The sequence below is a fragment of the Flavobacterium sp. genome (assembly GCF_013823965.1).
Classification (GTDB): Bacteria; Bacteroidota; Bacteroidia; order Flavobacteriales; family Flavobacteriaceae; genus Flavobacterium.
In genome coordinates this window covers 15,886-42,232 of the sequence record NZ_PNNA01000087.1, presented here as the reverse complement: position 1 = coordinate 42,232, position 26,347 = coordinate 15,886, and the positions used below count along the sequence as shown (strand labels likewise).

General features: G+C 38.1%; 25 protein-coding genes. 11 read left to right on the top strand and 14 right to left on the bottom strand.

The annotated features are described in order from the left end of the window. The first annotated feature begins 7 nt into the window (after nt 1–7). A complete protein-coding gene (locus C0430_RS10070) occupies nt 8–871 on the top strand; it encodes a glycoside hydrolase family 25 protein (protein WP_290869166.1) in 864 nt (287 codons plus the stop codon). Here C0430_RS10070 and C0430_RS10065 read toward each other — a convergent pair whose 3' ends face one another. The 5 genes from C0430_RS10065 to C0430_RS10045 form a co-directional block, all read right to left on the bottom strand. Continuing rightward, entirely contained in the window at nt 872–1,108 is a 237-nt protein-coding gene (locus tag C0430_RS10065) for a hypothetical protein (protein WP_290869163.1), read from the bottom strand. A 16-nt stretch (nt 1,109–1,124) separates the two neighbouring features. After that, nucleotides 1,125–1,865, bottom strand: a complete 741-nt coding sequence (lptB, locus tag C0430_RS10060) for an LPS export ABC transporter ATP-binding protein (protein ID WP_290869160.1) — start codon at nt 1,863–1,865, stop codon at nt 1,125–1,127. Nucleotides 1,866–1,941: 76 nt separating this feature from the next. Next, entirely contained in the window at nt 1,942–2,289 is a 348-nt protein-coding gene (locus C0430_RS10055) for a carboxymuconolactone decarboxylase family protein (protein ID WP_290869157.1), read from the bottom strand. Next, a complete protein-coding gene (gene tatC, locus C0430_RS10050) occupies nt 2,273–3,097 on the bottom strand; it encodes a twin-arginine translocase subunit TatC (protein WP_290869154.1) in 825 nt (274 codons plus the stop codon). The genes C0430_RS10055 and tatC overlap by 17 nt, the downstream gene beginning before the upstream one ends. Beyond that, nucleotides 3,097–4,062 carry a KpsF/GutQ family sugar-phosphate isomerase gene (locus C0430_RS10045; protein WP_290869151.1) on the bottom strand — a complete coding sequence of 322 codons (966 nt, stop codon included), beginning with the start codon at nt 4,060–4,062 and terminating at the stop codon, nt 3,097–3,099. The genes tatC and C0430_RS10045 overlap by 1 nt, the downstream gene beginning before the upstream one ends. 86 nt (nt 4,063–4,148) lie before the next feature. Between C0430_RS10045 and C0430_RS10040 the strand changes: the two genes are divergently transcribed. After that, nucleotides 4,149–6,344, top strand: coding sequence for an ATP-dependent DNA helicase RecQ (locus tag C0430_RS10040; protein WP_290869148.1), 2,196 nt, complete (start codon nt 4,149–4,151; stop codon nt 6,342–6,344). Between the two features lie 69 nt (nt 6,345–6,413). On the opposite strand, the gene C0430_RS10035 is transcribed toward C0430_RS10040, so the two are convergent. After that, nucleotides 6,414–6,647: a hypothetical protein gene (locus C0430_RS10035; protein ID WP_290869145.1), complete on the bottom strand. Its 234-nt coding sequence runs from the start codon at nt 6,645–6,647 to the stop codon at nt 6,414–6,416. 58 nt (nt 6,648–6,705) lie between these two features. Here C0430_RS10035 and C0430_RS10030 point away from each other — a divergent pair, with 58 nt between their 5' ends. Both C0430_RS10030 and C0430_RS10025 read left to right on the top strand, forming a co-directional pair. Beyond that, nucleotides 6,706–7,758 carry a DUF2891 domain-containing protein gene (locus tag C0430_RS10030; RefSeq protein ID WP_290869142.1) on the top strand — a complete coding sequence of 351 codons (1,053 nt, stop codon included), beginning with the start codon at nt 6,706–6,708 and terminating at the stop codon, nt 7,756–7,758. A gap of 33 nt (nt 7,759–7,791) precedes the next feature. After that, on the top strand, nt 7,792–9,354 hold the full coding sequence (locus C0430_RS10025) for an FAD-dependent protein (RefSeq protein WP_290869139.1): 1,563 nt from the start codon (nt 7,792–7,794) through the stop codon (nt 9,352–9,354). A gap of 17 nt (nt 9,355–9,371) precedes the next feature. Here the strand turns inward: C0430_RS10025 and C0430_RS10020 are convergent, their stop codons facing one another. From C0430_RS10020 to C0430_RS10000, 5 genes are read right to left on the bottom strand one after another with little or no spacing between them, the layout of a single operon-like run. After that, nucleotides 9,372–10,535, bottom strand: coding sequence for a hypothetical protein (locus C0430_RS10020; RefSeq protein WP_290869136.1), 1,164 nt, complete (start codon nt 10,533–10,535; stop codon nt 9,372–9,374). Between the two features lie 17 nt (nt 10,536–10,552). After that, on the bottom strand, nt 10,553–11,269 hold the full coding sequence (locus tag C0430_RS10015; RefSeq protein ID WP_290869133.1) for an ABC transporter ATP-binding protein: 717 nt from the start codon (nt 11,267–11,269) through the stop codon (nt 10,553–10,555). An 8-nt stretch (nt 11,270–11,277) separates the two neighbouring features. Next, nucleotides 11,278–12,492 (bottom strand): FtsX-like permease family protein, encoded by a 1,215-nt coding sequence (locus C0430_RS10010; protein ID WP_290869130.1) that lies wholly within the window; start codon nt 12,490–12,492, stop codon nt 11,278–11,280. Nucleotides 12,493–12,499: 7 nt separating this feature from the next. Next, a complete protein-coding gene (locus C0430_RS10005; RefSeq protein ID WP_290869127.1) occupies nt 12,500–13,714 on the bottom strand; it encodes an FtsX-like permease family protein in 1,215 nt (404 codons plus the stop codon). After that, entirely contained in the window at nt 13,711–14,457 is a 747-nt protein-coding gene (locus tag C0430_RS10000; RefSeq protein ID WP_290869124.1) for an outer membrane lipoprotein-sorting protein, read from the bottom strand. Before C0430_RS10000 ends, C0430_RS10005 begins: the two co-directional genes overlap by 4 nt. 279 nt (nt 14,458–14,736) lie before the next feature. On the opposite strand from C0430_RS10000, the gene tgt reads away from it, so the two are divergent. From tgt to C0430_RS09970, 6 genes are all read left to right on the top strand, one after another. Then, a complete protein-coding gene (gene tgt / locus C0430_RS09995) occupies nt 14,737–15,867 on the top strand; it encodes a tRNA guanosine(34) transglycosylase Tgt (protein WP_290869121.1) in 1,131 nt (376 codons plus the stop codon). A gap of 62 nt (nt 15,868–15,929) precedes the next feature. After that, the gene (locus C0430_RS09990) at nt 15,930–17,015 is read left to right on the top strand and encodes an LptF/LptG family permease (protein ID WP_290869118.1); all 1,086 of its coding nucleotides are present in this window, start codon (nt 15,930–15,932) and stop codon (nt 17,013–17,015) included. Beyond that, nucleotides 17,002–17,886, top strand: coding sequence for a DMT family transporter (locus C0430_RS09985; protein ID WP_290869116.1), 885 nt, complete (start codon nt 17,002–17,004; stop codon nt 17,884–17,886). The genes C0430_RS09990 and C0430_RS09985 overlap by 14 nt, the downstream gene beginning before the upstream one ends. Before the next feature lie 116 nt (nt 17,887–18,002). Next, nucleotides 18,003–18,956 carry an acetyl-CoA carboxylase carboxyltransferase subunit alpha gene (locus C0430_RS09980; RefSeq protein ID WP_290869113.1) on the top strand — a complete coding sequence of 318 codons (954 nt, stop codon included), beginning with the start codon at nt 18,003–18,005 and terminating at the stop codon, nt 18,954–18,956. Nucleotides 18,957–19,097: 141 nt separating this feature from the next. Further along, nucleotides 19,098–20,636, top strand: a complete 1,539-nt coding sequence (dnaB, locus tag C0430_RS09975; protein ID WP_290869110.1) for a replicative DNA helicase — start codon at nt 19,098–19,100, stop codon at nt 20,634–20,636. An 85-nt stretch (nt 20,637–20,721) separates the two neighbouring features. Beyond that, on the top strand, nt 20,722–21,984 hold the full coding sequence (locus C0430_RS09970) for an asparagine synthetase B (protein WP_290869107.1): 1,263 nt from the start codon (nt 20,722–20,724) through the stop codon (nt 21,982–21,984). Nucleotides 21,985–22,053: 69 nt separating this feature from the next. On the opposite strand, the gene C0430_RS09965 is transcribed toward C0430_RS09970, so the two are convergent. Beyond that, nucleotides 22,054–24,186 carry a DPP IV N-terminal domain-containing protein gene (locus tag C0430_RS09965; protein WP_290869104.1) on the bottom strand — a complete coding sequence of 711 codons (2,133 nt, stop codon included), beginning with the start codon at nt 24,184–24,186 and terminating at the stop codon, nt 22,054–22,056. A gap of 281 nt (nt 24,187–24,467) precedes the next feature. Here C0430_RS09965 and C0430_RS09960 point away from each other — a divergent pair, with 281 nt between their 5' ends. Next, nucleotides 24,468–25,238 (top strand): DUF2490 domain-containing protein, encoded by a 771-nt coding sequence (locus C0430_RS09960; protein WP_290869098.1) that lies wholly within the window; start codon nt 24,468–24,470, stop codon nt 25,236–25,238. Nucleotides 25,239–25,361: 123 nt separating this feature from the next. On the opposite strand, the gene C0430_RS09955 is transcribed toward C0430_RS09960, so the two are convergent. Further along, nucleotides 25,362–25,841, bottom strand: coding sequence for a hypothetical protein (locus C0430_RS09955; RefSeq protein ID WP_290869093.1), 480 nt, complete (start codon nt 25,839–25,841; stop codon nt 25,362–25,364). A 91-nt stretch (nt 25,842–25,932) separates the two neighbouring features. Continuing rightward, complete coding sequence (locus C0430_RS09950; protein ID WP_290869087.1) at nt 25,933–26,238, bottom strand: hypothetical protein; 306 nt, start codon at nt 26,236–26,238, stop codon at nt 25,933–25,935. Nucleotides 26,239–26,347 lie beyond the last annotated feature (109 nt).

The window sequence follows — 26,347 nt, the reverse complement described above, 5'->3', positions numbered from 1 at the left end:
TTTTCCAATGAGGAGAACAACCACTCGAAGAAAATCCGCAACCAGACGAAAACCACGAAAGAAAGCTTCCTTTTTCTCCGGAAAAGTTCGCAGTTATTCGATAATTGGAATTTTTATCTTGCTATTTCTGGGAGTAGGTTATCACTATCGCGATGGATTCCTGTATTATTTAGGGTTTAAATCTTATAAATTAAAATACGAAGCTGCCGAAGCCAAACGCATTTCGGATGTTCGCAATTACCAAGTTTTAGAGAATCATCAAGGCAAGGCAATTGGTCTGGATGTTTCCGAGTTTCAGGGAAAAATCGATTGGACTTTGGTCGAAACCATCGAGGAAAATTATCCGCTTGAATTTGTTTTTATTCGTGCCACGGCAGGAAACGACAGGGTTGATGGTCAATTTGAGAAAAATTGGCTTGGTGCCAAAAACAGGGAAATGATTCGAGGAGCTTATCATTATTATCGTCCCAACGAAAATTCATTGGAACAAGCAAAACTTTTTATCAAAACCGTACAGCTAAAAAAAGGTGATTTGCCTCCCGTTTTAGATATTGAAAAATTACCCAAAGGTCAATCTTTAGATAGTTTGAAAATAGGACTGAGGCGTTGGTTGAATGCCGTTGAAGCCCATTATAAAGTCAAACCCATTATTTATACGGGCGAGAAATATTACGATGATTTCTTGAAAGAAGATTTTTCGGATTACCTTTTTTGGATTGCCAATTACAATTTTTATCGGGAGAAAATAGGCGGGGATTGGCTGTTTTGGCAATTCACGGAAAAAGCATCCGTGACGGGAATAAAAGGCAATGTGGATGTGAATATTTTCAATGGAGATGCCGAGCAATTACGGTTTATAACTGTGGAATAATCAATTTTTGCTTGCAATGACAAATGTGATTAACAAGAAAAAAAGCATCATGATTACAAAAAACAATACCGAATTGGGATTGGCAAAATTGATGGTAAAACCCATAATGGGGTTTCTTTTTGGCGGCAGCAAACGTCCGTCTTCCTTGTTGTAATAAAAGATTCCCCAAATCCAGTTGTCGGGGTCGTTGCGCCACCTTTCTTCTGTTTCGGGACTTGGATTCTCTGGATCTTCCATTTTAATGCTCCGACTTTTAAAACTCCAATTTCTTTTTTCTCAATTCGAAATTCTGTCCTAAATACACGCGACGCACCATTTCATCTTCCACCAATTCTTCGGGAATTCCGGCTTTCAGGATTCCTCCTTCAAACATAAGATAGGTTTTATCGGTGATGGCAAGGGTTTCTTGCACGTTGTGGTCGGTAATCAGAATTCCGATGTTCTTGTTTTTTAATTGGGCCACGATTCTTTGAATGTCTTCAACGGCAACAGGGTCAACTCCTGCAAAAGGTTCGTCGAGAAGGATGAATTTTGGGTCTGTGGCCAAACAACGCGCAATTTCAGTACGACGACGTTCTCCACCCGAAAGCAAATCACCGCGATTCGTGCGAATGTGTTGCAAACCAAACTCGTCAATCAAGCTTTCCATTTTGGCTTCTTGGGCTTCTTTGGAAAGTTTGGTCAATTGTAAAACGCTCAAAATATTGTCTTCGATACTCAATTTTCTGAAAACGGAAGCTTCTTGTGCCAAATAACCAATGCCTTGTTGGGCTCTTTTGTACATTGGATAATCGGTGATATCCAAATCGTCCAGATAAATGTTTCCAGAGTTGGGTTTTACCAATCCCACAATCATGTAAAATGAAGTTGTTTTTCCGGCACCGTTTGGCCCCAACAATCCCACGATTTCCCCTTGGTTTACATCCACCGAAATGCCTTTTACGACACTACGACCTTTATATGTTTTAATTAGATTTTCGGCTCTTAGTTTCATTTTTTGAGGTTATTCGGTTATTCGGTTATTCGACAAATTAACGAATAAACAAATGACCAGATCTACAATTTAACAATTATTTGTCTTCTTCCAATTCTTCCCAAAACTCATACGCTCTGCGCAAATGGGGCACGACGATGGTTCCGCCCACCAATGTTGCAATTCCCATGGCTTCCATCATTTCTTCTTTGGAGATACCTTCTTTATGACAATTTTCTAAATGGTATTTCACGCAATCGTCGCAACGCAACACTGCTGAAGCCACTAATCCCAGAAGCTCCTTGGTTTTCACGTCAAGTGCTCCCGCTGCATAAGCATTGGTGTCAAGATTGAAAATTCGCTTTACAATTTTATTGTTGTCTGCCAATAATTTTTCGTTCATCTTGGAACGATAATCGTTGAATTCCTTAACTAGTTTGCCCATCTATTTTTTGTTGGTTTTTATATACAATTGACGAAATAAATATACTTGCTTCATAGATTAATAACATTGGGATGGCAACAATTAATTGGCTAACTACGTCTGGCGGAGTCACGATTGCTGCCACAATGAGAATGATGACCACGGCATATTTCCAATAGTGCCTTAAAAACCGTGGTGTTACCAATCCTAATTTTGTTAAAAAGTAAATGATTATTGGTAATTCAAAAAATAGTCCACTGGCAATAACGGATGTTTTTATCATGCCGATGTAGGAATCAAAACTGAATTGATTTTGCACCACGTCACTGACTTTGAAGGTTGCAAAGAAATTAACAGACATTGGAACCACTACAAAATAGCCGAATAAAACGCCTACAAAAAACAAAAGTGAAGCTATGAAAATAAAAAGTTTTGCATGTTTTCGCTCGTTTTCATACAAAGCAGGACTAATAAAATTCCACAATTGAAGCAAGATATAAGGGAATGCCAAAATAAATCCGGCAGTTATGCAGGTCCAAACCAATATGTTGACTTGACCTTCGACATCTATGTTTTGAATGATGAATGGCATTTCGGTGACGCAAATACTATCGGCAAAACCCAATTGATGGGATAAATCACAGAAAAAGCGATAAGTGATAAAATCAGGACTTTTTGGGCCAAAAATGATGACATCAAAAATAAAATCACTGACAAAAAAAGTAAAAGTTGCAAAGATTAATATGGCAATCGTGCTTCTAACCAACAACCATCTTAATTCCTCGAGATGGTCTAAAAACGACATTTCTTTAAGATCCTTCTTTTTCATTATACAATTCCTTCTTTTAAAATGTCATGTAAATGCAAAACGCCTTTGTACTCGCCATTATCCACAACAATCAATTGCGTGATGGCAAAATCTTCCAGGATATTTAGTGCGTCAGAAACCATAATGGACGATTGTATCATTTTAGGATTTTTTGTCATGATATCTTTGGCAGTCAAATGAGTAAAAGTATCATTTTCATTGAGCATTCTTCTGATGTCGCCATCGGTAATAATTCCGATTACTTTTTCATTTTCGACAACTGCCGTAACTCCAAGACGCTTCTCGGAAATTTCGAAAATTACTTTTTTTATGGGAGCATCTGGAGCCACCATTGGTTTTAACGAGTTTTCAAGCATGTCTGTAACGCGAAGCAACAGTTTTTTGCCCAAGGCGCCACCGGGATGGTATTTGGCAAAATCTTCGCTGGTAAAATTTCGCATTTCCATCAAGCATACTGCAAGGGCATCGCCCATTACTAGTTGTGCCGTCGTGCTATTTGTTGGCGCTAGATTGTTGCGACACGCTTCCGCATCAACCGTGGTATTCAGGACATATTTGGATTCTTTTGCCAAGAATGAGGACATGTTTCCGGTAATGGCTATTAATTGATTTCCAAATCTTTTTAACAAGGGAACAAGTACTTTTATTTCGGGACTGTTGCCACTTTTTGAAATGCATATAACAACATCGTCGGTTTGCATCATGCCCAAATCCCCGTGAATGGCCTCTGAAGCATGTAAAAATAGTGACGGAGTTCCAGTAGAATTAAACGTGGCAACCATTTTTTGGGCAATAATTGCACTTTTTCCAATTCCGGTTACAATCAATCTTCCTTTTGAATTGAATATGATTTGGATGGCTTCGGTAAAGTTAAAGTCTATAAAATCAATTAGTTTTGCTATGGATTCACTCTCGGAAAGAATGGTGTTTTTGGCCAATATCAATATGTTTTCTTTTGTATCCAAAATAGAATTTTTATAAAAATTTGTATGTATAAAAGAAATTAGTATCTTTAGTGGTGCAAATTTAGATAAAATACCATTAATAAAGAATGAATTCAACCGAAATTGACATCCACAAAGAATTAAAGAAGTATTTTGGCTTCAGCCAATTCAAAGGTCTCCAGGAACAAGTTATAAAAAGCATTCTCAACAAAGAAAACACTTTCGTGATTATGCCAACGGGTGGTGGAAAGTCACTTTGTTATCAATTGCCTGCCTTAATTCAAGAAGGGACGGCTATTGTTGTGTCTCCCTTGATTGCCTTGATGAAAAACCAAGTCGATGCCATTCGAAGCTTGTCATCAGAAAATGGAGTTGCCCATGTTCTCAATTCGTCACTTACCAAAACTGAAATTGCACAAGTCAAAAAAGACATTACTTCAGGTATTACAAAACTCTTGTATGTAGCTCCAGAATCCTTGACCAAGGAAGAATATTTGAATTTCCTTCAAACCGTGCCTATTTCTTTCGTGGCCATTGATGAAGCACATTGCATCTCTGAATGGGGCCATGATTTCAGGCCGGAATATCGAAATTTAAAAGGAATTATCAAGCAATTGGGTGATGTGTCAATTATTGGTCTTACCGCAACAGCCACTCCAAAAGTACAGGAAGACATTCTCAAAAATTTGGATATGTCAGATGCAACAACCTATAAGGCATCTTTCAATAGACCTAATTTATATTACGAAGTACGTACCAAAACCAAAAATATTGAAGCGGACATCATTCGTTTTATAAAACAACACAAAGGCAAATCGGGAATTATTTATTGTCTAAGCCGCAAAAAAGTGGAAGCCATTGCCGAAGTTTTGCAAGTAAACGGAATAAGCGCCGTGCCTTATCACGCAGGATTGGATGCCAAAACGCGAGCCAAACACCAAGACATGTTTCTTATGGAAGACGTGGATGTGGTGGTTGCCACGATTGCATTTGGGATGGGAATCGATAAACCGGATGTTCGTTTTGTTATCCATCACGATATTCCAAAATCATTGGAAAGTTATTACCAGGAAACAGGTCGTGCCGGTCGCGATGGAGGCGAAGGACATTGTCTAGCCTATTATTCCTATAAAGATGTAGAAAAATTGGAAAAATTCTTGTCCGGGAAACCCGTTGCCGAACAGGAAATAGGTTTTGCTTTATTGCAAGAAGTAGTTGCTTATGCCGAAACTTCGATGTCGAGAAGAAAATTCTTGTTGCATTATTTTGGGGAGGAATTCGACAATGAAACCGGTGAAGGAGGAGACATGGATGACAATGTTCGCAATCCAAAAGTGAAGTTGGAGGCCAAAGACCAAGTCGTTAAATTGCTTGAAGTGGTCCGCGACACGAAACATATATACAAGTCCAAAGAAGTCGTTTTTACCTTGATAGGTCGAGTAAATGCAGTCATAAAAGCGCATAGAACAGATAGTCAGCCCTTTTTTGGTTCAGGTGCAGATCATGACGAAAAATTCTGGATGGCATTACTGCGTCAAGTATTGGTGGATGGATTATTGTCCAAAGACATTGAAACTTACGGCATCGTGAAAATTACCAAGAAAGGTATAGATTTCATCAAAAAACCAATTTCTTTCATGATGTCCGAGGATCATGAATACAGTGAATCCGAGGATGATGCCATCGTTACGGCCGCAAAATCAAGCGGGGTTGCCGATGAGGTTTTGATGGGAATGTTGCGTGACCTGCGCAAAAAAGTGGCCAAAAAATTAGGAGTTCCTCCTTTTGTGGTTTTTCAAGATCCTTCACTCGAAGATATGGCCTTGAAATATCCAATTTCCATGGATGAGTTAATCAACACGCACGGTGTTGGAGAAGGAAAAGCAAAAAAATATGGCAAGGAATTTATAGCATTAATAAGCCAGTATGTTGAAGACAATGATATTATTCGCCCAGATGATTTGGTCGTAAAATCTACCGGAGCAAATTCCATAAATAAATTATACATTATTCAAAACATTGACAGGAAATTGCCCCTCAGCGATATAGCTTCCGCCAAAGGATTGACCATGGAAAACTTGATAACAGAAATGGAACAAATCGTCAATTCCGGTACCAAGCTAAACATAAAGTATTGGATTGATGAAATGCTCGATGACGATCAGCAAGAAGAAATTCACGACTATTTTATGGAATCGCACACGGATAATATTGAAGAAGCACTCAAAGAATTTGATGGCGATTATGATATCGATGAATTGCGCTTGATGAGAATCAAATTCATCAGCGAAGTAGCGAATTAAAAAAGTGTTCAGTGTTCAGTTTTTTAGTATTCAGTCTCTCACTGACAATTAAAAACTGGATACTGACCACTAAAAAACCTCTCCTCGATGCGGTTTCAAGGCATCACGTACTTGAATCATCGTTTCGTTAGTTACGACCATAAAGGCAATCGCATACATTTCGTTAAGGACTTCAAAACCGGTAATGTTGGGCGATAAATTTTTGGCCACGATATATTCCTTTAAATGAATTTCATGATGTTCGGCCGTTTTTGCCGAAGCTGAACCACGAAAATCCCAAATTAGTTTTATTTGACGAGACATTGTTAATTGGTGTTTTTTCAAAGGTAACAATTTGTTAAATTTGGAAAAACTTAATCAGATGAATTATTTAAAATATTTATTTCTTTTTCTAACAATTTCCAGTTATTCACAAGAACTTACTATTGAACAGGCAAATCATTTAGCTTCACTTCCCATTAAATGCCTCCAACAAGAATATCCCAATAAATTGGGGCAAATGCTTATGGACAGTACAGAAATTCAATCGCCAAAAAAATTGCATCCAGCTTTTTACGGATGTTTTGACTGGCATTCTTCTGTTCATGGACATTGGAGTTTGGTTTATTTACTGAAGCGATTTCCCAACATCGAAAAGAAGGAAGAAATTATCACCAAACTAAAAATTAATTTATCAAAGGAAAATATTCAAAAAGAAATAAAATATCTTTCAAAGAATCACGAAAAATCATTCGAAAGAACTTATGGCTGGGCTTGGGTTTTAAAATTGCAATTGGAATTGGAAAGTTTTGATGAACCATTTGCTCAGGAATTAGCCCAAAATCTTAAACCCTTATCTAATTTGTTTATTCAAAGATATTCTGAGTTTTTACCAAAATTGTTATATCCAATTCGGGTTGGTACTCATGCAAATACAGCATTTGGATTGTCATTTGCTTATGATTATGCACGCTATTCAAAGAATGAGGCTTTTCAAAAAATAATAATTGACAATTCGATTCGATTGTTTCAAAAAGATCAAAAATGTCCTTTTAATTGGGAACCAAGTGGCACTGATTTTCTTTCGCCTGGTCTTGAAGAAATGGGTTTGATGCAGCGAGTTTTGGTTAGAAATAATTTTTTGTTTTGGTTGAAAAATTTTGCTCCTCAACTTTTTAATAAAAAATTTACTTGGGAGGTTGCGAAAGTGGCAGATAGAACCGATGGACATTTGGTTCACCTTGATGGGTTAAATTTTAGTCGTGCTTGGAATATGTATCATTTGATAAACCAATATCCAAAAGAATTTTCACATTTAAAACCTTTGGCTGATCGTCATTTTACTTTTTCACTCCCTTCAATTGTGGACGGCAATTACGAAGGAGAGCATTGGTTGGCTTCTTTTGCTCTCAGGGCATTTGAAGAAAAAAGATAATTTGATTTTCTTACTTTTGTCAAAAATTATTGTATGCCACAAGAACTTCTCTTTCAAGTATCGCCAGAAATAGCCACAAACGAACTGTTGCTCAAACAACATGTTTCCAAATTAATTCGGGTGAATGCCAAAGAAATCCAGCACATTTCAATCCTGAAACGTTCGATTGATGCGCGCCAAAAAGCCGTGAAATTCAATTTGAAAGTGTCTGTTTATTTGCAGGGAGAAACCATTCAGGAAGCCAAAATTGAACTGCCAGAATACAAGAATGTGGCCAATGCACAGGAAGTAATTGTCGTGGGTGCTGGCCCTGCGGGATTGTTTGCCGCTTTGCAATTGATAGAATTGGGCTTGAAACCCATCGTGGTCGAGCGTGGAAAAGACGTTCGAGGGAGACGACGCGATTTGAAAGCCATCAACCGAGATCATATTGTTGATGAAGATTCCAATTATTGTTTTGGTGAAGGTGGAGCAGGAACGTATTCCGACGGAAAATTATACACCCGTTCCAAAAAGCGGGGCGACGTGACCCGGATATTAGAATTGTTTGTGGCTTATGGCGCTTCACACGATATTTTGGTCGATGCGCATCCACACATTGGAACCAACAAATTGCCGCAAATTATCCAGGATATGCGGGAGAAAATTATCGAAATGGGAGGTCAAGTCCTTTTCGAAACCCGATTGACCGACATCCTCATCAAAAATAACGAAGTTCAGGGCATCGTGACCAAAAATGGCGACACGATTCTAGCCAACAAAATCATTTTGGCCACGGGACATTCAGCCCGAGATATTTTTGAATTACTCGATAGAAAACAAATTTTCATTGAAGCCAAAGCTTTTGCCTTGGGTGTTCGAGCCGAGCATCCACAGTCGTTGATTGACAGCATTCAGTACAGTTGCGATTATCGAGGACAGCATTTGCCGCCATCACCTTATTCCATCGTGAAGCAAGTGGGAGGCAGGGGAATGTATTCTTTTTGTATGTGTCCCGGTGGCGTGATTGCGCCTTGTGCCACCAGTCCAGGCGAAGTGGTTACGAATGGTTGGTCGCCGTCCAAAAGAGATCAAGCCACCGCCAATTCTGGAATCGTGGTCGAATTGAAACTCGAAGATTTCAAGCCGTTTGCCAAATTCGGTGCTTTGGCTGGAATGGAATTCCAGAAAAGTATCGAACAAAAAGCTTGGCATTTGGCTGGTGAGACGCAGAAAGTTCCTGCCCAAAAAATGGTCGATTTTACCCAGAAAAAAGTATCGACCAATATTCCAAAAACTTCCTATGTTCCCGGAACGACTTCGGTGGAAATGGGTGAAGTTTTCCCAGGATTCCTCACCCAAATAATGCGGGAAGGTTTTGTGGAGTTTGGAAAATCGATGCGGGGTTTTTTGACCAACGAAGCCGTTCTTCACGCTCCCGAATCGAGAACTTCCTCGCCAGTACGAATTCCCCGAGATCCCGAAACTTTGGAACATCTTCAAATAAAAGGTTTGTATCCTTGCGGAGAAGGTGCCGGTTATGCAGGCGGAATTATATCGGCAGCCATTGATGGCGAAAAATGTGCGTTGAAAATTGGGGAGGTTTTAAACAAGTAAAATCACAACATCTTTTTCTAAAAACTCCAGCGGCTTCTTATAAACAGGTTGGTTCCCAAATTCTTGTAGGAGTCAATTTGGTCGGCAAAAAAGGATTGTGACATAAAATCCAAATCAAAATTTGTGGCCACATTCCAAGCAAAAGAAGGAATGAGAATAAGCGTATTCTTTTCCGGTGAATAAATACAGGAGAAGTTAAAAGAGGAAATGGGAGAGATGGTTTTCAAGGCCGTGAAGTGAAAATTATACTCAAAAGGAAACAGCATTTTGGCAGAAACATTGAAATTATAAACGCCTTCGCTAATCAGGAAAGCATTGGTGGGATTGCTGTTGTACAGCATGGTTATCGAGGCATACCAATCATTTTTAAAGGTTTGGTCGGCCATTAAGGAAAGACAGAAGTTTTCAGATGATTCCAATGCATTTTGTTTTGGAACAAAATAACTCATCTCGCCTTTGAATCCAGCTTCCTTGATGCTGCCAGCCCAGCCACCACCGACCATAAAATCGGTTTGGTATATCCCGCTTAAAAGTTGAAAATCATATTTTTTTCTGTTCCATTTGTATAGTAATGCAACAATTTGCTCATCCTTATTTTTTCCGGCTTCGTAAGCCAATTCGAATGAAGCATTGTTCTTCAAGTTATGTTGAATTCTCACGGCATCGCTTCCGGGACGTTCTTCATAATCAAATTCCAAAAGATTGAAAGCATTGAAGAGGTCGTTTGGATTCCAAACCGTGTTGATTCCCCAATTGATGCGTTGTCTTCCTATCGTGACCTCCCATTTTTCATCAGAATAGTGCATCAACATTCTGTCAATTGAAGACACTGCCACGAAAGAATCTTCGTTGATCCACAAATGTGAAAGATGAAAATAACCGTTGTCTTGGTTGATGATTTCTCTAAAATTTGGTGTTTGTTCTATTTGTTCGCCATAAAAAATACGGTTGCGAATTTCCAATCTGCCGGTAATTTTAGGCGCAATATTGAACTTGAAATTCAGTCGATTGTGAATGAGGTTTGTCGAAGCATTGGAATCAATTTTTTGGACAAAGGTGGTGTTTTGGATGTATTTGACGTAACCGTGCAATTCTATCCACGAAGGCTTTACATCATCGGTTTGCGCATCAATTGTCGTGCTGATGAAGGATAAAAAGAGTATTGCTATGTATTGGAACAATTTCAAAACATCTCATTTTATGGTGTCTGACGGTGGTTGATTGTGGTTGGTGCCGTGTCGTCAACTATTTTTCCGTCTTCAAGCGTGATGACTCTTCGGGCGCGGTTGATGACTCTTTGGTCGTGGGTCGAAAAAACAAAAGTCATGTTTTCTTCTTGATTGAGTTTCGCCATCATTTCCAACAAGTTTTCTGCCGATACCGAGTCCAGATTTGCAGTGGGTTCGTCGGCCAAAATGAACTGCGGCTTTGGTGCCAATGCTCTTGCCACGGCCACTCGTTGTTGCTGTCCTCCGGATAATTCATTGGGTCTTTTATTGATTTTGTCTTCCAATCCTATTTGTTTCAGTAGTTCCAAAACTCGTTGTTTCGTTTCTTTTTTTGGGCGCTTTTGTAGCAGCATGATGAATTCTATGTTTTCTTTGGCGGTAAGCACCGGAATCAAATTATAGGATTGGAACACAAATCCTATATTGTTCAAACGAAAATCAATCAATTCGTTTCCTTTCAAAGCAGTAATATTGGTTCCGTTAATCTCGACAAAACCTTCGGAAGGAATATCCAAACCGCCAATCATGTTCAGCAAAGTCGTTTTTCCAGAACCCGAAGGCCCTTTGATTGCCGTAAATTCTCCCCTAGAAATGTGAAGATGAACCTTGTTCAGAGCATAGACCGGAATGGTTTTCTCGTCATAAATTTTCGATAAATTGTGCGCATCTATTACTGTTTCTTGCATGGCGATTACTATTTTAAAGATTCGGCGGGTTTCAATTTCAAAGCTTTTCTTGCCGGGAACAAAGCCGAAAAAAGGGCTGTCAGCATGATCAAAACCACGATGTTTCCAAATTGATTCCAAGTTAAAATGGGATATATGATGGGGCTGTATCCAAAGCTGGAATAGACTTCCGTGAATTGGCTTAAGTTGATTCCCGTTTGCCGCGTTATTCCGATGGTGGCAAAGGCAAGAGCGATTCCAATGGGACATCCGACAAGAATCAGGAAGAAAGTTTCTAGAAGAATCATCAGGAATATTTTGAATTTATTCATTCCCAAGGCCAACAGCATTCCTATTTCCCGTGTTCGTTCCAGCACCGACATCATCATTGTGTTGACAATGCCAAAGGCCAAGGCAAGCAAAATAATTCCCATAAAAATATAGACCATTTGGTCGCCAACAGAAACGGTTAATCCAAGTTCCGGTGAAATTTCCATCCAGTTTTTGATTTCTGTTTTTGGAAATTGCAACTTCAATTTTTTTTCGATTTCCGGTACAGATTTGCCCGAATGAAGCAGGACTGCAATTTCATTGATGGCTTTCGGGATTCCGGCCAGCGAATCCAAATCGGTGATTTTTACGAAAACATTGGCATCGTCGTAGGGTGCATTTATGGTCTTGTATATACCGGTGATTCGAAATGCTGCCGAAGCAAGATTGCCGTCTCTATCCTGAAAAGTTAAGATGGTTTTTTTGTATAAATTTAGTTTTAATTTTTTGCGAAGCTTTTCGCTTAGGAGTATTTCATTCTCTTTTTTGGGATTGAAATAATTCCCTTTGATCAATTTTCCTTTAAGGTTTGTCAATAATTCTTCTTGTTCCGGCATCACGCCGTTTATTGTTGTTCCACTGCTTCCTGAGGCAGACGCAATCATTCCCTTGATGATGATGCGTCCCGTTGCGGCTTTTACATTGGAATCGTTTTTGATTTTTTCCAGCATTTTTCTGCCTTCCGGCAAATGGAATTTTATTTCAAAATCCTTCCTGAATTCAGGATGATGCAGCTGGATATGGGACAATTCACTCGCAATGGCTGCGTTGATTCGCTGTTCAATCATCCCGTTGTAAAAAGCCATTATGAAAATCCCCGCCCACAAACCAATGCTTACTGCGGCGATGATGATGAAGCTTCTTTTTTTGCTTCTCCAAATATTCCTGCTGGCTATTTTGGTCAACACACTCATTTTGTTTCTATTTTTTCATTGCTTCGACAGGATTCAAACCATTCACGAACCACAGCGGATACAAACCAATCAGGGTGGCCATGCATAGAACAACCAGCGATTGGTTGATGAAAACAACCGGATTGAATTCGGTCGGGAACACGGCTTCAAAGCCAAATTGCTCATAAGCCTTGGCGATTTCTCCGCTGAAACGGATGGGTTTTTCCTGTAAATAAAGTACCGATGGCAGGCTTAACAGCATTCCTAAAACCACTCCAAGAAGTGTAATCAGGAAGGTTTCGCCCAATAAAATCAGTTTTAATTTGTTTTTTTTCATTCCGATGGCGATGAGCATGCCAAATTCACGAGTGCGTTCCAAAGTCATCATCAAAATAGTTCCAAAAAGTCCAAAACCAATGATGAGGTACAATATCCCCGAAAAAATGTAAAACGAAAATCCGTCAGCCTTGATGTGATTGTCTATTTCGGGCATCATTTCCTGCCAAGACATTACTTCGTATTTTTGTCCAATTGTCGTCTTGAGATTTTTGACAACAATATTCCCGTTTTTGGGATTGTCGATTCCCAAGGAAATGGAAGTGAGCCTGTTTTCGGCACCCAAAAAGTATTGGGTCGCAGTCAAAGGCAAATAAACAAAGGCGTCATTCAAGGCCGGTAATGCCAAATGTACAATCCCTTTTACCTTGTATTTCCCGGCCGCCATCGCACCGTGAAAACCTTGTCCGAACAAAACGATGGTGTCATTGACTTTGGCATTGATTCGTTTTGCCAATCCTTCGGCAAGGATTACGGACGCTTCATTATTGTTGAAATAGCTTCCGTTGATGAGTTTGCTTTTTAATTGGGTCAAGTTGTTTTCTTTGACGGCATCCGTACCCACAAGCATGCAGCCTTTGCTGGTGTTTTCTTTGGAAATCAAGACAAAAGTTTCCAATCGGGGAACAATTTCCTTGATTTGGGAATTTTGTTGGAGCTTATTTGTTAGAACATTTTCCATTTCAAAACAGTTGTCTAGCACTTGTTCGTCCCAATAGCCTTTTTGGTGAATTTGCACATAACCCGAGTAATACCGGACTACATTTTTGATTAGATTGTTGAAAACGCCGTCCTGTAAAGACTTCATCAAAATGGCAAACAAAACAGCAAAGGCAATCGAAGCCATCGTGATTAGCGTTCGGCGGCTGTTGCGCCAGAGATTTCTCCAGATTAGTTTCAGGATCATTTTACCTTGGTGATGTTTTGGGTGGTGAAAAAGGAATCTTCCAATGGCGTGTCAAAAACAATCGAATTGTAAATCAAAACCGTCTTGTTTCCTTTTTTGTTGGCAGGAACCATTTCCATTTTTCCGGGCAATAAACGACCTCCCAGCATTTTGATGTCACTGCAATACATGGTGTTGATGAGTATTTTGTCTTCGTCGAAATATTCGACCTGCAGCATCATAAAATCCTTTTTGTCGATGGCCATGATGATTTTTCCCCACACGACAGCCGATTTGGGTTTTGGAATCAACTGGATTTTATGGCAATCCCTGCCTTCAATAGTGATATTTCCCAGAAAGGAATGATCGTAATCTTCGAGAATGGAAGCTTCCTTGACCAAATCGTCATTGGTAAAATCAGTTCCCATCCAGCTTTGGCTCATCATCGATGGCGGCATTTTGATGTTGCGTTCAATGGAAGGAATCCAGTTCCAGACTTCCTTCCTTCTTTTTAAAAAGACGACTCCTTTTTCTTTGGCTGGAGCCAAAACCAAGGCCAAACTAAAATCATTGCCTTTTGACCAGCCTTTCACGCTCATTTCCCGAGACCAAGTGGGTCTAATGATTTGGATGGTAATGTTGGAGACGGAAGTTTTGCCTTTTGCTTTTTCGTCGGCTTTTTTGACGATGTCTTTTGCGTCTTGGGCAATGGCGGCAAGGATGAATGCGAAATGAAAAAACAAGAGGAACAGCGTCTTTTTCATGACTGACTTTTTTAGGATAAAATGCCGGATGGCCACTCTCCCAAAGGTACTTATATAATCAATAAAACACAACCAAAAGCCATTTTTGTTTTGCTGAAAATACTGGTTTTTAGGTAGTTAATTTTATTGATTACTGTTGTGTATGACGTTGTGATTTATATTTTTGATTTCTGTTTTTTGAGTTTCTGGATTAGATTTGATAAGCAGTGTTAAATAAAATCCTAAATTCTGATTCCTAAATCTTAAATAAATTATCTTTGCGCACTGAAAAATGCCTTTATGAAATTTGATTTATTACAAAAAGATCCACATACCAAAGCCAGAGCAGGGAGTATTACTACTGATCACGGCGTGATTGAAACCCCAATTTTTATGCCTGTGGGCACGGTTGCATCCGTAAAAGGAGTGCACCAGCGCGAATTGAAAGAAGAAATAAATCCAGATATTATTCTTGGAAACACCTATCATTTATACCTGCGTCCTCAGACTGAAATTTTGGAAAAAGCCGGTGGTTTGCACAAATTCATGAATTGGGACAGAAATATTTTGACCGATTCAGGAGGATATCAAGTGTATTCGCTTTCGGCAAACAGAAAAATTAAGGAAGAAGGAGTGAAATTTAAATCGCACATTGACGGTTCGTATCATGTATTCACCCCTGAAAACGTGATGGAAATTCAACGTACCATTGGCGCCGACATCATTATGGCTTTTGACGAATGTACACCATATCCTTGTGATTACCGCTATGCACAGCGTTCGATGCACATGACGCATCGTTGGTTGAACAGATGCATCAGTCATTTGGATAAAGTGCCTACAAAATATGGTTACGACCAAGCTTTTTTTCCAATTGTTCAAGGAAGTACGTACAAAGATTTGCGCCAACAATCAGCCGAATATATTGCGAATGCAGGCCAGCAAGGTAATGCCATTGGAGGACTTTCGGTAGGAGAACCCGCCGAAGAAATGTATGCAATGACTGAAATTGTTTGTGATATTCTTCCCGATGATAAACCTCGTTATTTGATGGGTGTGGGAACTCCCATAAATATTCTCGAAAATATTGCTTTGGGAGTTGATATGTTCGATTGCGTGATGCCAACAAGAAACGCCAGAAACGGAATGTTGTTTACTGCCAACGGAACCATCAACATCAAAAACAAAAAATGGGAAGCTGATTTTTCTCCAATTGACGAAATGGGACACACTTTTGTGGACACGGAATATACAAAAGCTTATTTGCGTCACTTGTTTGCAGCCAATGAATACCTAGGAAAACAAATCGCCACGATACACAATCTCGGATTTTATATGTGGTTGGTTCGTGAAGCCAGAAAGCATATTTTGGCCGGAGATTTCAGGACTTGGAAAGAAATGATGGTTCGAAACATGAGCCAGAGATTATAAAATTTTTGGCGGTTTTAAGTTGATCGATTTCAACAGATAACCGGCAACCGACAACCAGAAAAATGAACATAATAGACAAATACATCCTAAAAAAATACTTATCCACTTTTGTGGTTATGTTGTCTTTGTTTGCCCCTATTGGAATCATCATTGATGTATCGGAGAAGATTAATAAAATGATAGAAAACAAAATTCCCCTTACGGATATTTTGGTTTATTATTTTCATTTTACCATCTATTTCATGAACCTGTTGTTCCCGATATTTTTGTTTTTGTCGGTAATTTGGTTTACCTCAAAATTAGCCAACGACACTGAAATAATTGCTATATTGAGTTCCGGGATTTCTTTTACCAGATTTTTGAGACCTTTTTTAATTGGTGCTTCCATCATTTCTGTTGTAGTCTTGCTTATGGGCTTTTTTATTGTTCCAAAAGCGAGCGAAGGATTCAATAATTTTAGGTATACATACCTTCGAGGCGACGGAAAACAAGCAATGCGAGGCGACAATACGGATGTATACCGCCAAATTAGCGATAGCGAATTTATTTATGTCAACAGTTTCAATCCCGAAACCAAAACGGCCTATAGTTTTAGCTATGAGAAGTTTAAAAAGGATAAATTAGAGCATAAAATATCGGCCAGCAGAATTCAATGGAATCCAAAAACCAAGAATTACACGATGTACGATTATGTCAAAAGAACCGTAGGTGAATTAGGCGACAAAATTGAAAAAGCGGACCAAAAAGACGCGAAATTTAGTTTTGATTTAGCAGATTTAACCCCCGTGGTTTATATCGCGGAAACGTTGACTCTAGGCGAATTGAACCAATTTATCGAAAAGGAAAAAAAGAGAGGTTCCTCTAATATCAACGTATATTTGGTGGTTTTATACAAGAAATTCAGCATTCCCGTTTCGGCATTTATTTTAACCATCATTGCCGTTGCGGTTTCAGCCATGAAAAGAAGAGGAGGAATGGGCTTGAGTTTGGCCATAGGAATTGGTTTGGCGTTTGCTTTTGTGTTTTTTGACAAGATATTTGGAACATTGGCTGAGAAATCCAGTTTTCCTCCTTTGTTGGCGGTTTGGTTTCCCAATATCGTATTCGGAATTTTAGCAATTTTTTTATTACGAAATGCAAAACGGTAAATTAGGAAGTTATTTAAATCTTCATTTAATAGTTTTTATTTGGGGGTTCACGGCAATATTGGGCGCTTTGATATCCATAAATGCCGATGCTTTGGTTTGGTACCGAATGCTTTTTGCAGGTGTTTTTTTATTCCTGTTTATTTTATTGAAAAAAAAATCATTTGTTGTTCCACCAAAGGAATTCATCAAATTGGTTTTAGTCGGATTTTTGATCGCAGTTCATTGGATATTTTTTTTCAAGGCCATTCATGTTTCCAATGTATCCATCACGTTATCGGTTTTTTCGTTGGGCGCTTTTTTGGCAGCCATATTGGAACCGTTGTTTTATGGCCGAAAAGTACTTTGGTATGAAGTTTTTTTTGGTTTGGTAATCATTGCGGGACTCGGTATCATTTTGCAGGTCGAAATGAATTATTTTGAGGGAATGATGTATGCCTTGGCTTCCATAATTATTGGGGTTTTATTTACATTGATGAACGGAAAACTAATAGAAAAAAATGATTCCTCGGTCATCACGTTTTATGAATTTATGGCGGGAGTTGTTTTTATTTCCATCTATTTTTTAATCGAAAATAAATTTAATGCCAAATTTTTTATGCTGACTTCCAGCGATTGGATTTTGCTTCTAATCCTGGCATCGGTTTGTACGGCTTATGCGTTTACGGCTTCGGTAAAAGTAATGCAGAAATTGTCTCCTTACACTATTATGCTCACCACCAGTTTAGAGCCGGTTTACGGAATTATTTTGGCCTATTTTTTACTTGGCGGAAAAGAAAAAATGAGTTTTGGGTTTTACATGGGCGCTTTGTTGATCGTCATCACTGTAATCCTCAACGGTATTGTCAAACACTATTTCGAAGATAAAGAATAATTATTTTCAGCTAATTTTACTGTCAATTTATTTGCATTTAGATAAGGAATATACGTTTTTGATAATTTTAAATTTTATATTTGCACTTCAAATCAAATCAAAAAAGAACACACTCCATGGAATATTTAGATTTTGAGCTTCCAATAAAAGAACTTGAAGACCAGTTGGACAAATGTCTAGTTATTGGCCAAGAATCAGAAGTTGACGTAACCAATACTTGCAAACAAATCAGCAAGAAACTAGAAGAAACTAAAAGGAATATTTATAAAAATCTTACCGCTTGGCAACGGGTTCAATTGTCAAGACACCCTAATAGACCTTACACATTAGATCACATTAAAGCACTTTGTGGCGACACTTTCCTGGAGCTTCACGGCGATAGAGGTTTTAAAGACGACAAGGCAATGATAGGTGGATTGGGTAAAATTGATGGACAATCGTTCATGATTATTGGCCAACAAAAAGGATTCAATACCAAAACGCGTCAATATAGAAATTTTGGAATGGCAAATCCAGAAGGTTATCGAAAAGCGTTGCGATTAATGAAAATGGCCGAGAAATTTGGTATTCCAGTTTTGTCATTTGTGGACACACCGGGAGCTTTTCCTGGAGTGGAAGCAGAAGAACGAGGACAAGGAGAGGCAATTGCCAGAAACATTTTTGAAATGATTCGATTAAAAGTTCCCATCATAGTGGTGATTGTTGGTGAAGGAGCATCGGGAGGAGCATTGGGAATAGGAGTTGGAGACAAAGTATACATGATGGAAAACACTTGGTATTCCGTGATTTCTCCAGAATCTTGTTCTTCTATTTTATGGAAAAGCTGGGACTACAAAGAGCAAGCTGCCGAAGCCTTGAAATTGACTTCAACCGACATGAAAAAACAGAAATTAGTTGATGATATTATCCCTGAACCACTGGGTGGAGCACATTATGACAGGGAAACCGCCTTCAAAACCGTGGAACAATATATCATAAAAGGATTCAACGAATTGAAAGACTTATCAACAGAAGAATTAGTTGCCCAGAGAATGGACAAATACAGTAAAATGGGTGATTTTAAAGAGTAAAAAACCTACAATTTATAATTTAATCCGAAGCCTTGTCGTTTCGGATTTTTTTTGGGTTATCAACAAAAAAAGATTGTTTATAAACAATTATTTCTAATAACTCAATACGAATATTTTTTTAATTTTAGTTACTTTCGCTCTATGGAAAATGTCAAGAATATAAACCCAATCAGAATAGATAAAACAAACATTATCAGCCTTGAAAAAGGAAAATTGCCTCCACAAGTTCTAGACCTCGAAGAAGCTGTGCTTGGTGCGATGATGATTGACAAAAAAGGGGTAGATGAGGTAATAGACATTTTGCAACCCGATGCCTTTTATAAAGAAGCACACAAATATATTTTTGAAGCTATTGTTCAGCTCTTTACGGAAACGCAACCCATTGACTTATTAACCGTTTCGGCACAGTTGCGAAAAAATGCAAAATTGGACTTGGCCGGAGGTGATTTTTACCTAATACAGCTTACCCAAAAAATATCCTCTTCGGCACACATCGAATTTCACTCCAGAATCATACTCCAAAAATATATTCAACGTAGTTTGATTCGAATTTCCACGGAAATTATTGAAGATTCTTATGATGAAACAACCGATGTTTTTGATTTGTTGGACAAAGCCGAATCGAAATTATACGAAGTTACCCAAGGCAACATAAAACGTAGTTCCGAAACAGCTCAAAGTTTAGTGTTGCAAGCCAAAAAACGAATTGAAGAAATCAGCAAGCAAGAAGGATTGAGCGGAGTGGAAACGGGTTTTACCAATCTGGACAAACTTACTTCTGGATGGCAGCCCAGCGATTTAATCATCATTGCGGCTCGTCCAGCGATGGGAAAAACGGCATTCGTACTTTCCATGGCCAGAAATATTGCCATCGATTTTGGACATCCAGTAGCTTTGTTTTCACTGGAAATGGCCTCCGTACAATTGATTACCCGTTTGATTTCGTCAGAAACCGGTTTGTCTTCGGAGAAACTGCGTACCGGAAAATTGGAACCACACGAATGGACGATGTTGAGTACCAAAGTGAAAAATTTGGAAAAAGCCCCATTGTTTATCGACGACACACCATCACTTTCTATTTTTGATTTACGTGCCAAATCCAGACGTTTGGTGTCGCAACACGGCATCAAAATCATCATTGTCGATTATTTGCAATTGATGACTGCCGGCGGAAATGGAAAAGGTGGCGGAAACAGGGAACAGGAAATATCGACCATTTCTCGAAACTTGAAAGCATTGGCAAAGGAATTGAACGTTCCCGTAATTGCACTTTCACAGTTGTCGCGTGCGGTTGAAACCCGTGGTTCCAGCAAAAGACCATTGCTTTCCGACCTTCGTGAATCGGGAGCGATTGAGCAAGATGCCGATATTGTTTCGTTTTTGTACCGTCCGGAATATTACAAAATTGACGAATGGGATGATGATGAAGCCTCGCCAACGGCTGGACAAGCCGAAATTATGATTGCCAAACACCGTAATGGTGGAATCGAAAACGTTCGATTGAAATTTATCGGGCATTTAGGGAAATTTGACAATCTGGATGATTACAATGGAAGTTTTGACGATTTGCCTTCGAGCATGAACCACGACGAGAATCCTTTCCAAACCAAAAATCTTCCTTCGCCAAATGAAGCTTTCGGCAGTAATTTGAATGACGACGACGACGATATGCCGTTTTAGAAATAAAAAAAAATCGCTTCTTTAAGCGATTTTTTTATCCCTTTTCGTGAATAAAAACGAGTATATTTGACATAAAAATTTCAAAATGGCTTCGAAAAAGTTATTCTTTATACTTTTAATCCTGATTTCCTTTTCGGCAAAAGCATCTTTTATTTTGTTGCCAATGGACGAAACCACGCAGCAAAACCATCTCAAAGCCTACGGAATTACCTATTGGTGTGTCGACAAAAAATACAAAGCCAGTTGGTTGCTCAATTACCGTGGCGGTTCCTTTTTATTTCCCGATGCACCCGAAATTCGAAAAGAATGCCAAATTCGTGGCGTGAGTTTTGAACTCTTGAGCGATACCGAAACCAATCAAATTCTTGCCGAAATTGCCAGTCCTTCCCAAAACATGGAAGCTGTTGTCCTCGAAAAAGCACCAAAAGTTGCCGTTTACACACCAAAAGGAAAGCAACCCTGGGACGATGCCGTGACTTTGGTCTTGACTTATGCCGAAATTCCGTTTACGCCCATTTATGATGAAGAAGTTTTGAGTGACCAACTAATTCTTTATGACTGGTTGCATTTGCATCACGAAGATTTTACGGGTCAATATGGAAAATTTTTTGGTTCCAACAGGAATTCGCCTTGGTACATTGACCAAAAGAAAGATGCCGAAATTTTGGCAACAAAATTGGGCTATAAAAAAGTTTCGGAAGAAAAATTGGCTGTTGCCAAAAAAATCAGGGATTTCGTAATTGGTGGTGGATTTATGTTTGCCATGTGCTCTGCAACAGATAGTTTTGACATTGCCCTCACGGCCGATGGAGTTGATATTTGCGAGTCCATGTTTGACGGTGATGCCAGTGAAGCCAATTATCAGTCCAAAATAAATTATGCCAATTCCTTCGCTTTCAAGGATTTTATTTTGGACCGAAAACCAGAGCATTATGAATTTTCGAATATTGACATGACCGAAAAAAGAAAGATTCCAATGGAGAAAGACTATTTTACTTTGATGGAATTTTCGGCAAAATGGGATCCCATTCCGTCAATGTTGTGTCAAAATCATACACAATTGGTAAAAGGTTTTATGGGACAAACCACTTCTTTTGACAAGGAACTTATAAAATCCAATGTGTTGGTGATGGGAACATGTGAACTCAATGGCGAATCGCGCTATATTCACGGCGAAAAAGGCAAAGGAATGTTTACTTTTTATGGTGGTCACGATCCTGAAGATTACCAGCATCGAGTGGGCGATCCGGTTACAGTCCTTGATTTGCACCCCAATTCTCCGGGCTATCGTTTGATTTTAAATAATGTATTGTTTCCTGCGGCTAAAAAGAAAAAACAGAAAACATAGTAGTTCACAAATAAAAAAATCTTCAAAAGTTGCGTAAACCTTTGAAGATTTTTTTGTGTAACCAAAAATCTATTTATTGTTTTCGATCACGTAATTTAAAACTTTCGTCATTAAATGTACACGGTCTTTGCCTAAAACATTATGTTTGTGCATTGGATAGGCAAAAAAGTCCACTTGTTTTTCAGCTTCGACAAATTTTTTGATTAAGGCAAAATTATGTTGCATTACCACCACATCATCGCTGGTTCCGTGGATTAAAAGCAATTTTCCTTTCAAATCTTTCACGTAATTCAAGGTGTTGGCTTCGTCAAAACCTTTTTGGTTTTCGGCAGGAGTGTCCATATAACGTTCGCCATACATGATTTCATAGTATTTCCAGTCGGTAACGGGACCGCCGGCAACGCCCACTTTGAAAACATCCGGTTTTCGCAACATTAGGGAAGTGGTCATAAATCCTCCATAACTCCAACCGTGAACCGCCAACCTATTTCCATCAACATAAGGCAAGGATTTCAAGTAATCAACACCTTTTATTTGGTCATCAATTTCGTTTACGCCCAGCCTTCCGTGTACCACGCTTTCGAAAGCAAAACCGCGATTATCTGACCCTCGGTTATCTACAGTGAACACCAAATAGCCTTGTTCTGCCATCCAATACATCCAAAGATTGGCACCGTCAAGATAGGAATTCGTAATCATTTGCGCATGTGGTCCGCCGTAAACATAAACTAAAACGGGATATTTCTTGTTTGGATCAAAATTACTCGGTTTGATTAATCGAGTGTACAAATCGGTTGTTCCATCGGCGGATTTTATGGTTTTTATTTCAGCAGTTCCTATTTCGTAACCTTCGTATTTATTTTTGCTTTCCAAAAGAGTTTTGGATTTTAAATTTTTGTCGTAAAGCAATGATTTTGATGGCGTAGAATGATTGGAATATTCGTCAAAAAACCAATTTCCATCGTTGCTGATGTTTACCGTGTGGACTCCTTGGTCTTTTGTAATCAAGGTTTGTTTGCCTTTCAAATCAACTTTGTATACCAACATATTGGTTGGATTATCGCCTGTTGCTTTGAAATATATTTCGGTTCCGGCAGCATTACTTTTTAAAATTTCTCTCGCCGGGAATTTGTTTTGGGTCAATTGCTTGATTAATTTTCCTTCAATGGAATAATAGTATAAGTTGTTGAAACCGTCTTTTTCGCTTATCCAAACTAAATTATTGGAGTTGTCACTTGGAAAAAAGGCTGGATGTTCCGGTTCAACCCATTTTTCACTTTTTTCCGTGAGGATGGTTCTAACGAAAGTTCCCGTTTGGGCATCATAAACATTTAACGACATTGTATTTTGTCCACGATTTAATTCGGCAATTACAACGTATTTTTCGTCAGGTGTCCAAGAAAGATTGGTTAAATAATCATCTTGATTTCCTCTTGGGGAAATATATACTGTTTTTTGACTTGCCAAATTATAAATTCCCACTCTTGGTTTTTCGCTTTTTTGACCAATCATTGGATATTTGATGTTCACCAATTTTCCAGGTGTTTCGGTAATGTCCAATAAGGGATAATCGGCAACTTCCGTTTGGTCTTTTTGGTAAAAAGCCAGAAAAGTGGATTTTGGCGACCAAAAAATTCCATTGTCGATTCCAAATTCATTTCTGGCAAAAAATTGTCCTGAAACAATGGCTTCATTGGTTTCATTGGTAACGGTAATTAGTTTTCCATCGATAGTGTAGAAATACAAATTGTTTTTTTCGGTAAAAGCCAAATGGCGTCTTTTTTTGTCAAAGGTTTTATTTTCTGCATTTTTGGATGTTTCATACATCAAAGTTCCCTTTTTTGGAGCTGTCATGTAAACGAAATATTTTCCGTTTTCAGTAATCAAAAGAGCATTGCTATCCATCCATTCGATGCCTGCAAAGTTTTTTAACTTCGTGTTCAATGCAGAATTGATATCGGATAAAGTGATGAATTCGGTTGCTTTGGCATCGGTAGTTGAAGCGGACATCATTTTTGTGAACGAATCCGTGTAATAAACATACCGATTGGTGTTTGGAATCCATTGAAAACCGGATAATTTATCGGCTCTAAATTTTTGATTTTGTTGCAAAACAGATTCTTCAAGAGTCAGTTTTTTGGGTTGTCCAAAGGAAGAAATTGTAATGAAAAACAGTAAAGTCAGGATTGAAAACTTGTTCATGAAAGTAGATTTTTTGATGTCTTGCAAATGTATAAAAAAGGATACTATTTATGTCTTTTCTTTGGTTATAAACTGATTCCTTGTGTTGTCATGAAAAGGGAATTAAACTACATTTTATTTGTTTTTCTTGTCAAAACTTTATTATCAACGCAATTGCCGGTATTTTGGTTTCGTTTTCGAAAATTCTATGAAACTGATTTTTATCATGTTTCAGGGGCTTTTTATGACGTTAATTTGCAAAAGAAAAATACTGACATCCTCATTCTTTAAACATTCACTTTATGTTCCGTAATAAATTAAAAATGCTCGTTTTTTTGTTTCCCTTGATTGCTTTTGGACAAGTGCAAACGGAAAAAGTAATTAACGAACAGACTCAAACTTGGGTTTCTATTAACACGAATACTAAATTTGCCGAGCATTGGGGAATAGTGGCAGACGCACACATCAGGACTAATGGCATTTTTCACGACAATAATTTTTACTTTCTAAGAGGAGGAATCAGCTATATTCCAAATTCCGCAGTAACCATAACGGGAGGTTATGCCCATATGTGGCTTGCGCCAACAAAAGAAGGCTGGACAACCTATTCAGATGAAAACAGGATTTACCAACAAGCGCAAATAACCACTAAAATAGGCAAAGTTAGCGTGCTTCAAAGGCTTAGAAATGAACAACGTTGGCAAGAAAAAATTGTAAATGATTTGTCTACTGGCGAAAATCGCTTCACGAATAGAGTGCGTTACTTGGTTAGTTTCAACATTCCTGTTTTTAAGAAAAAAACAGCACCACAACTAGTTCTTTCGGATGAGATTTTAATTCATTTTGGGAAAGAAGTGGTCTATAATACTTTTGACCAAAACCGTTTGTTCATAGGAATCAAACAAACTATAAACCCTAAACTCAGTTTTGATTTTGGTTACATGAACGTCTGTCAACAAAAATATTCGGGTTATCAATACGACAAGAATCATACGTTAAGATTGTTCTTTTATCTTAGCTCAAGCGTGAAATCCCACAAACCTGCCGTTCATCATACTTCTGGAGATGAATAATTTTGGAACTTTTTTCCCTTTTAGTGTTTCTGTTGCTTTTTCAATAATTTGATTTGCTTTTAAATCACCCCGAAATTTAGATGCATTGGAACTGATAAAACAGAAAAATAATTTGTGAAAATCCTAATAAGTGTAACCAATTGCTTTTAAATTGTCTGTTTTGTTTGAAGTTATTACAATGAATGGATAGCCTTTTTTGGCAGCATTTTGTTTCAGGCGTTTTTCTCCCATTTCAGGCATTGACCATCTTGTTTCTCCTTTAATTTTTCCCAAAAAGCCTGTTAGATCATTAGATTTTTGTAATCCAATTGTTTCGGACTCTTTTAATACAATCACTTTGTTGTAATCTGATTGGTTTATGACATCAATTTTTTTGGATAAAATCTGGGAATTATTCTTTGATTTTTCATTTAATTGGGCAACGGCATAACGGCTTATCTTTTTTTCTTCTGCACTATTGGGCAAGGAATAGAAAACTAAATTACCTTCCGTTTTTATAAAGTTTATTTCTATTTTTTCACCATTGTGTTTAATGATTTCGTGTGTTTGTGCAAAGAGTTGTGTCGTAAGTAATACTGCAATCGCAGTCAATAAATTTTTCATTTTTGTATAAGTATAATTATGGATAATCTTTATTTTCAATGCTTTATTATTGAAATAAATAGTTTTTTTGTTTTGTAAAAATCGAATTTAATTATACTATTTCGGGAGGAGGAGTCCTGTTTTTAAAAGAAGTTTCTTTTGTTTTAAACAGGTAAAAAGTATTGTTTTTTTGTGTCGATGAAGTAAAGAATATAGAGCACTTTAAAAGTTCAATATTTTCTAAAAATGGGTTTTTTACTTTGTTTTCTGTTTGATTTTCAGTGTCATTATTTTCGGCCATTTCATAAAAACCATATTTTTCTTTTTCTATGACTACAGTTAATTTATCGCTAATCCATGTAATGGAAAAAGCGACAGTCAGCAGCAAGAAGAATAATTTATATGCGTTTTTTTTCATTGGTAAAATCTGGATTTAAAGAAGGTTTACCTGGAATTGGTTGGTTTAGTTTTTGTTTAAACAATTCCATACCGCTTTCGATGACATGAAAGCGATACGGAAGTGTAGT